At 31.6% G+C, this 8902-nt stretch carries 9 protein-coding genes; all 9 read left to right on the top strand.

All coding sequences use genetic code 11. The features are described from left to right. Nucleotides 1-601: restriction endonuclease subunit S (locus FPG59_RS10705; RefSeq protein ID WP_217875881.1), on the top strand; the 601-nt coding region annotated here is incomplete at its 5' end. A 5-nt stretch (nucleotides 602-606) separates the two neighbouring features. Further along, on the top strand, nucleotides 607-2139 hold the full coding sequence (locus FPG59_RS10700) for a type I restriction-modification system subunit M (protein WP_086454594.1): 1533 nt from the start codon (nucleotides 607-609) through the stop codon (nucleotides 2137-2139). Between the two features lie 13 nt (nucleotides 2140-2152). After that, nucleotides 2153-2920: a metallophosphoesterase gene (locus FPG59_RS10695; RefSeq protein WP_086454593.1), complete on the top strand. Its 768-nt coding sequence runs from the start codon at nucleotides 2153-2155 to the stop codon at nucleotides 2918-2920. Between the two features lie 81 nt (nucleotides 2921-3001). Beyond that, on the top strand, nucleotides 3002-4012 hold the full coding sequence (locus FPG59_RS10690; protein WP_086454592.1) for a helix-turn-helix domain-containing protein: 1011 nt from the start codon (nucleotides 3002-3004) through the stop codon (nucleotides 4010-4012). After that, on the top strand, nucleotides 4006-4776 hold the full coding sequence (locus tag FPG59_RS10685; RefSeq protein WP_086454591.1) for a hypothetical protein: 771 nt from the start codon (nucleotides 4006-4008) through the stop codon (nucleotides 4774-4776). Before FPG59_RS10690 ends, FPG59_RS10685 begins: the two co-directional genes overlap by 7 nt. Nucleotides 4777-4788: 12 nt before the next feature. Further along, the gene (locus tag FPG59_RS10680; RefSeq protein ID WP_086454590.1) at nucleotides 4789-6069 is read left to right on the top strand and encodes a nucleotidyltransferase; all 1281 of its coding nucleotides are present in this window, start codon (nucleotides 4789-4791) and stop codon (nucleotides 6067-6069) included. Beyond that, nucleotides 6062-6493 (top strand): hypothetical protein, encoded by a 432-nt coding sequence (locus FPG59_RS16885; protein WP_217875879.1) that lies wholly within the window; start codon nucleotides 6062-6064, stop codon nucleotides 6491-6493. Before FPG59_RS10680 ends, FPG59_RS16885 begins: the two co-directional genes overlap by 8 nt. A gap of 9 nt (nucleotides 6494-6502) precedes the next feature. Then, nucleotides 6503-7717: a restriction endonuclease subunit S gene (locus FPG59_RS10670; protein ID WP_086454589.1), complete on the top strand. Its 1215-nt coding sequence runs from the start codon at nucleotides 6503-6505 to the stop codon at nucleotides 7715-7717. Further along, entirely contained in the window at nucleotides 7714-8739 is a 1026-nt protein-coding gene (locus FPG59_RS10665) for a CBASS cGAMP-activated phospholipase (protein ID WP_086454588.1), read from the top strand. Before FPG59_RS10670 ends, FPG59_RS10665 begins: the two co-directional genes overlap by 4 nt. The last annotated feature ends 163 nt before the right edge of the window (nucleotides 8740-8902 follow it).

Below are 8902 nucleotides of genomic sequence, written 5' to 3'. Positions count from 1 at the left end.
GTATATTTGCATCAGAAACGAATATCATTACAAATATAATCAAATGGAAGTTAAGTTAAAAGAAATAGCAAATATCCAGTTCGGTTATTACGGACAGCCCAGTAAAGACGGAACTATTCCTTATTTACAGGCGAAACATTTTAATGAATTTGGACAGTATATTGGGGAGAATGATACTTTTTTAGAAGAAAATCCAAAATCAATGGCTAATCTTTTACAAAACGAAGATATACTTTTCGTAGCAAAAGGATTTCGATTTTTCGCAACATTATACAATTCTGACTTTGGAAACGCAATCGCATCTTCAATCTTTTTTATTTTGCGTACTGATAAAACTAGAATTATTCCAGGATATTTGGTTTCTGTTTTAAATCTTCCAAAAAATTTATTGCATTTTCAACAGTCGGGAGCAGGAAGTTCGATTCCTTCCATTCGTAAAAACGAATTAGCTGATTTTACTTTTAATCTGATACCATTAGAAGAACAGCAAAAAGTGGTAACATTACAAGAACTATATCTAAAAGATATCGAGCTTACAAATAACATAATCGCAGAAAAACAAAAACTTTTTCAAACAACAATTTCAAAAATTATAAATTAGCAACTATGGCAGAGAGTAAAATTACACAGAGAGAAATTAATAATATTGTTTGGAAAGCTTGTGACACTTTACGCCCAGTAATGGGAAGCGAGCAATACAAAGATTATATCCTAACGCTATTATTTGTAAAATACCTGTCTGATGTTTGGAAAGACAAAGTAGAACAATACCGCATTAAGTATCCAGATAACGAAGAAATGGTACAACGCCAACTACAAAGGGAGCGTTTTATATTGCCAGAAATAAGCAATTTCGATTACCTATATCAAAACCGTAGCGAACCTAATATTGGAGAAATTATAGATATTGGATTGACAGCTTTAGAGGATGCCAACCGTTCCAAATTAGCAATGGTGTTCCGTAGTATTTCTTTCAATTCCGAAACGGTGTTTGGTCAAACAAAACAACGTAATGCCATTATGAAAAACCTATTAGTAGATTTTTCAGCATTAGATTTACAGCCTTCACATCTTGAAGGGAATGATATAATTGGTGACAGTTACGAGTTTCTAATCTCAAAATTTGCAGGAGAAAGCGGCAAGAAATCGGGCGAGTTCTATACACCAAGCGAAGTCAGTACAGTTTTAGCCAAATTGGTTGACCCGCAACCTGGTAATAGAATATGTGATCCCACGGCGGGGTCGGGATCTTTATTGATAAAAATGGCCAATGAAGTAGAAGGTAAAAACTATTCACTTTATGGTCAAGAAAATAATGGTAGCACTTGGGCTTTGTGTCGTATGAATATGTTTTTGCACGAACAAGACAGTGCCACAATAGAATGGGGCGATACTATCAACAACCCAAAACTATTGGAAAACGATAGTCTAATGAAGTTCCATATTGTGGTGGCAAATCCACCCTTTAGTTTAGATAAATGGGGTGCAGATACCGCAGCTTCTGATCAATTCAACCGTTTCCACAGAGGAGTTCCTCCAAAAAGCAAAGGCGACTATGCTTTTATAAGTCACATGATAGAAACCACTTATGAAGATGTAGGGAAAGTGGGCGTTATTGTGCCTCACGGAGTTTTGTTCCGTAGCAGTAGCGAAGGGCAAATTCGTAAAAAACTAATAGATGAAAATTTGTTGGAAGCCGTTATCGGTTTACCAGCCAACCTATTTTTTGGAACAGGAATTCCAGCAGCTATATTAATTTTCAACAGAGGGAAAACCAACAATAAAGACGTATTGTTTATTGATGCCAGTCGTGAATTCGAGAGTGGCAAAAACCAAAATAAGTTAAGGGATAGTGATATAGAACACATTGTTTCAGCTTATAAATCGTTTAAAATAGCAACGCCAATAACAACCGAAAAAGGAGCGATTGTAGAAGATAAATACAGCTACCGCGCTACTATTGCCGACATTATAGAAAACGATTACAACCTTAATATTCCGCGTTATGTAGATACGTTTGAAGAAGAGGAAGAAGTAGACATCAAAGCAACGCATACTAACATAATCGAACTCAAAAAGCAACTTACCGAAGTAGAAAACCAAATGGAAAACTATTTGAAAGAGTTGAATTTAATTTAATAAAACAAATGACATGCAAGTCAGCAAAATACAATACGCATCCGACCTACATTTAGAATTCCCTAAAAATAAGGAATTCTTTAATGCCAATCCTTTAGTTCCCAATGGAGATATATTGATTTTGGCAGGTGATATTGTGCCTTTTGCTGTTATGGATAAGCACCAAGATTTTTTCAGTTTCTTATCAGATAATTTCCAAATGACCTATTGGATTCCGGGTAATCACGAATATTATTATTTTGATGCAGCAACAAAGTCCGGAACTTTTTATGAAAAAATTCGAAGTAATGTGATCTTGTTAAACAATTCGGTAGTGCAACACCAAAATACCAAACTGATTTTTTCTACACTGTGGTCCAAAATTAGTTCTGCCAATCAGTGGAGTATTGAACGTGGTCTTAGCGATTTTCATGTGATTAATTACAACGGTCATAGGTTTACTGCTGATGATTATAACCATTTGCATACAGATTGTATCAATTTTATCAATCAAGAATTAAAAGTGAATGATGCTGATAAAACAATTGTGGTAACCCACCATGTTCCTACATTCAAAAAGTATCCTAAGATATATAAAAACAGCACTTTAAATGAAGCATTTGCTGTAGAGCTTTTCGATACAATTGAAGCTTGTAATATAGACTATTGGATTTATGGTCATAGTCACCACAATACAAAAGATTTCAAAATTGGTAGTACGCAAATGCTAACTAATCAATTGGGTTATGTTCAGCGAAATGAAAATGAACGTTTTAATCCTTTAAAATATTTTAATATTTGATTTTCAATGTAATAAAGTTATATTTGCACAATAAAGTTAATCACTTTATTACTAATTTTTAACTTTATCAAAACGTAAAATATGAGAAAAGCAATTAATTACATAAACGAAACACTGGGTACAAATGCTTTAGAAAATCCCATCTCAAATAAGTTTTTGGGCAATTTACCTATGTATATTACCCAAGCATATAAACTATATGATGTTGTTCTTTTCGATAAAAATATAGTCTTGGCAGAGCAAATCAATGAAGACTATTTTAGTGTTTTACAAACAGATAAACATTTGCAATTGATTAGAAATGCTATAGGTAAAACTGTCATTTTAGTTTTAGAAAATCTGCAATCCTACAATAGAAAACGATTAATTGAAAAAGGAATAAACTTTATTGTGCCTGAAAAACAACTTTTTTTACCGGAATTATTAATCAATTTGAATGAAAGTTATGCACAGCCAAAAACAAAATTAAAAAACAAAAGTTTGATGCCTTCTTCTCAATTCTTATTCCTATTTCATATCATTCACAGAAATAATAATTGGAAAATAGAAGAGCATTCATTCAAAGAAATAGCCAAGAAATTAGATTATACGCCTATGGCGGTTTCGTATGCTGTTGATGATTTGAAAAATCATGACTTAATTGAAGTAATGGGCGAAAAAGAAAAACGCATCAAATTCAATTTACAAAGAAACAAATTATGGGACGTAGCTCAAGAACAAAATCTTCTGGAAAGCCCGGTTTTAAAAACAGTATATGTTGATGAGTTGCCACACAATGTTGATATGCTAAAAACCAATGTATCAGCTTTGCCCGAATACACTAGCATAAACCCAAGTAAACAACAATACTATGCTATCGAAAAAAGCGCATTTTATTTCTTGCAAAAAAACAGGGGTTTACTAAATGCTAATGATAGAGAAGGCAAATTTGCTATTGAAGTATGGAAATACAATCCAGTAACATTATTGGATGAATTTCCAGTAAATAATGCAGTAGTAGATCCATTATCACTTTACCTTAGTCTAAAAGACAATCACGATGAACGAATAGAAATGGGATTAGAACAAATAATAGAAAAATATATATGGTAGTAGGATTAGATACATTTAGCGCACATTTCAAGGACTTTCAGGATAGTTATATTATCATTGGCGGAACGGCTTGCGACATTATCATAGAGGAAGCTGGTTTTACACCTCGTGCTACCGATGATATTGATATGATTTTGATTGTGGAAGCTTTATCACCAGAATTTGTAGCAAAATTTTGGGAATTCATCACGCTCGGACAATATGCTGTACAACAAAAAAATGAAGAAGAAAGAAACTGTTACCGTTTTGCTAATCCAGCCAATTCAGATTACCCAAAACAACTAGAATTATTTTGTAAAGAACCCGATGTAATTGATGTCAATCAAGGAGCGCATCTTACTCCTATTCCTGTTGAAGAAGGATTGTCTAGCATGTCAGCCATATTGCTAGACGAAAACTATTATAACTATACTATAGAACATAGCGAAGTAAAAGAAGGAGTACATTTTGCAGCACCACATACTTTAATTTGCTTAAAGGCTTTTGCATTTTTAAACAATACCGAAAGAAAAGCAGCCGGACAACCTGTGAGATCAGTAGATATTAAAAAACACAAAAACGATGTGTTTAGAATGACTATGATGCTCAACGAAAACGACCGATTTGTTTTACCCGATACCATCAAAGCAGACATGCAAAAATTTGTAGACACCATAAAAGACGATTTGCCAAGTCCAGAAGTACTTGCCGCAAATGGTTTTGGAAACCAAGACATGAACCAAATTTTTAACAAACTAATACAGGTTTTTCAATTAACATTATAATATTTTAAAAATATGTCAATAACAATAGAACAAAAAACAGAATTAGAAGAAATATTAGATGTTCTTGGAGAGAATCTAAGTATTACTGAAGCTCAACATGATGCAGCTGTAAGAAGTTATCAAGCAGTTGGAAATTGGTTAACAAATCCTGATTCAGAATTAGCAAATTACAATCCGGTTGTTAGCCCACAGGGTTCATTTATTATTGGAACAACTATTCAAACAATTGATCCGGATGGCGATATTGATTTAGATGTTGTTTGTGAACTAAATGGTAAAAAACAAAGTTGGACCCAAAAAGATGTAAAAGAACTTGTTGGTGAACAACTAAAAAATCATAAGAAGTATGAATCTTTACTTGATGAAGAAGGTAGAAGATGTTGGACATTAAAATACAGAGAGAACGGAAATATGAATGAACGTTATCACATGGATATTCTTCCTGCTGTAAATACATCTGGTCATTCAATCATAAAAGAGAGAGCATACTTAAATCTTTCTAACCAAAAAATTGAAGATTTGGTTTTAAGTATTACAGACAAAGAAAAAACACCAGATTATTATACTTCAACAAATCCATTAAATTGGTATTTGAGCAATCCATTTGGTTATGCTATTTGGTTTATGAAAAGTGCGGAAGATGTAAAAGGAGTTAAAACGAAAATGTTCTCCTTAAATGAATCTGTAAAGCCAACACCAAAATATCAAAAGCAAAGATTACCATTACAAAGAGCAGTTCAGTTATTGAAAAGACATAGAGATATTACGTTTAAAGACTATTCTGAGGAGGATAAAAAAGAAAAACCAATATCTTGTATCATAACAACATTAGCAACTCATGCTTATAATGGTGAAGATAATATTATGGATGCATTGATTAATATTATCAATAAAATGGAAAGTTTCATAGAGACTAGACTTGATGAAAATACTGGTCGATATATTAAATGGATTTCTAATCCTGTAAAAACATCTGAGAATTTTGCTGATAGATGGGCTTTGCCTAATTCTAAAAGAGAGAAGTTTTTCAAAGATTGGATAGAAAAATTAAAACTTGATTTTGGAATTTTCAATTCGCCATTTAACCGTATTTCTTTATCAGAATCATTAAAAAAATCATTTGGAGATGCTCCTGTTACTAAAACTTTTTCAGACATCGGCAACAATATGAGAATTTTAACTGAAAGTGGAAACAATAATGTGCATAGAAATTTAGGTCTTGTAGGAACAGCTGTTACAGGGTTAACAGATGTATCTAAAGTTCAGCCACATAAATTTTTTGGAAATGAATAAAAAGCCAAAACTCACAATAGCACAGCAAATTGTTGCTTTAAAAAGAGATTATGGTTTTGGAGAGACTAGAATGATTACTTATAGCCATTTAGTTTGGGAAGGTAAATTAAAATCTTCTCCCTTAGGAGACGAATATTTAGTAAGAATATCTTATAAAAAAGGTGATAGTCCTAATATTTTTGTTTTAGAGCCAAAAGAACTAAAATTACCTGAAGGGAAAAATAAATTAGAACATGTATATGATACTAAAAGACAAAAACTTTGTTTGTATTATCCCAAAGCCAAAGAATGGAATGACACAAAAACATTAGCAAGTACAATTTTGCCTTGGGCTATGGAGTGGTTATATCATTATGAAATGTGGCTTATTACAAACGAATGGACTGGTGGAGGGATTCATCCAGGTGGAAACAAATTAAATTAAATCAATTTTATGTTGAAAGAGTTAAGTAATGACTATAAAGAAACCTCAATTGGTTTAATTCCAAGCAATTGGGAAGTTAAAAAATTAGGAGAAATATCTAAAAATAAAAATTCCTCATTATCAATTAATGCATTGTCTGACAATTTTGGAGATTACATATTATATGGTGCTAGCGGTTTATTAAAAGGTATTGATTTTTATGTAGAAGAAGATAGATATATAAGTATTGTCAAAGATGGAGCAGGTGTTGGCAGAGTTTTTTTATGTGAAAAACAATCCTCTGTATTGGGCACAATGGGGTATATTAAAGCAGTAAAAGAAACTACTTGCCTAAATTATTTATACTTTTTATATCAAACAATAAATTTTGAAAAATTTATAACTGGTAGTACCATTCCACACATTTATTTTAGTTCTTACTCTCTAATAAAAGTTCCACTACCACCTCTTCCAGAACAGCAAAAAATTGCTAACATACTTTTAACATGGGATGATGCCATTAACACAACTAAAAAAGTTTTAAAAAACCTTAAAGTTGTAAAAAAGAGTATGACAATAGGTGTTTTATCGGGTAGAATTAGGTTTGAGAAGTTTTCGAATGATAACAAAATTAATAAAAGAGATAATTATCAAATACCAAATGATTGGGAAATAAAAAGTTTATCATCAGTTTTGAAACAGGTTAAAAACCCTGTTAAACCTGAAAAAGATGTTTTATACAAACAATTAGGTATTCGCTCACACGCAAAAGGAATTTTTTATAAAGAATCAGTAACGGGTGAAAGTCTTGGTAATAAATCTGTTTTTGCTATTGAACCGGATTGTTTTATTCTGAATATTGTATTTGCTTGGGAACACGCAATTGCAAAAACCTCTATCAATGAATTAGGTATGATTGTATCACATAGATTCCCTATGTATAAGCCATTGGCCACAAAACTTGATTTAAATTATCTTTTATTTTTCTTTAAGTCTAAAAGAGGTAAAGATTTATTGGGATTAGCTTCTCCTGGTGGCGCAGGTAGAAATAAGACATTAGGACAAAAAGAATTTTTAAAATTGAAAATACCAATTCCATCAATAAAAGAACAAAAAGCAATTGCAGATTTTTTGGAAACATTTGACTATGAAATAAAGTTATACCAACAAAAACTGGAAACTTTACAATTACAAAAAAAAGGATTAATGCAGCAGTTACTAACAGGTAAAGTAAGAACAATATGAGTGGTAAAAAATTCAGAGTTCTAAGTTTAGATGGTGGTGGTATTCGAGGTATTTTTCCAGCAGTAATTTTAAGCGAAATCGAAAAGGAGCTTAAATCTAAAGAATTTGAGAATTGGCAAATATATCAGAATGTAGATTTAATTTTTGGCACTTCTACAGGTGGTATTCTAGCATTAGCTTTATCAATTGGTATCCCAGCGGAAGAAATTAAAAATCTTTACTTTAAAAATGCCGAAGAAATATTTGGTAATAAAAAAGGATTCTTAAAATGCATTAACCATTCTTCACATGATAGAGCAAGTCTTAAAAACTTATTAGAAGACGTGTTTAAAAAATATCATCATAGCGCTACTCCAAAACTTAAAGACTGTAAGGTACCTGTTGGGGTATCAATTTACGATTTAAGTATTGGAAAACCATCTGTTCTAAAAAGCCTTTACCATCATAGGTTTACTCGTGATCCTAATCTTCCATTATTAGATGCTTCCTTATCAACTTCATCTGCACCAACATATTTTGATCCGTATTCGGGGAATATGTATAAAGATATGAAAGGAGATGTTTTACAATTTAAAAATAAAGTAGATGGTGGAGTTTGGGCTAATAATCCGAGTTTAATAGCTCTGATTGAAGCTCAGAAAGCTTTTAATAAAGAATTAATTGATATTAATTTACTATCTATTGGTACAGGTGAAAGAATATTTCTAGAGCCTAATAAAGAAAATAAGTTTGGAATTTGGTATTGGATAAATAATAAGCGCAAAAGAATTATAGAGTTGTTTATGCAAGGTCAATCTCAACAAGTGGAAAATATTTTAAGCTTGTTAAAAAATGGTATTGATAGACAAGAACCGGATAATTTTGCATACTTAAGACTTAATACATTATTTAAAACTGAGGTAGAAAATATTGAAATGGATGAAACTGACGAAGATAGACTTAAAGAACTTGAGACTCGTGCATTAGAGGTTTACAATGAGAATAAAGTAGAAATTTATAAACTACTCAACATAGAGTTATGAAACATATTAAAAAACCATTTGAAAAATTTAAATCTGAATTATTAGCAAAAGGATTCTATGACATTTTCAAAGCAATTTTAATTTTTGCTGGAGGTTTGCTATCTACATATTTTGTTAGCTTAATTCCTTTGGTAAAGATTTCTTTAGTTTCTGAGGTTAAAAC

This window comes from Flavobacterium sp. FPG59 (genome assembly GCF_002150205.1).
Taxonomy (GTDB): Bacteria; Bacteroidota; Bacteroidia; order Flavobacteriales; family Flavobacteriaceae; genus Flavobacterium.
The sequence above is the reverse complement of the archived record's forward strand: the minus strand, read 5'-3'. Positions and strand labels throughout refer to the sequence as shown.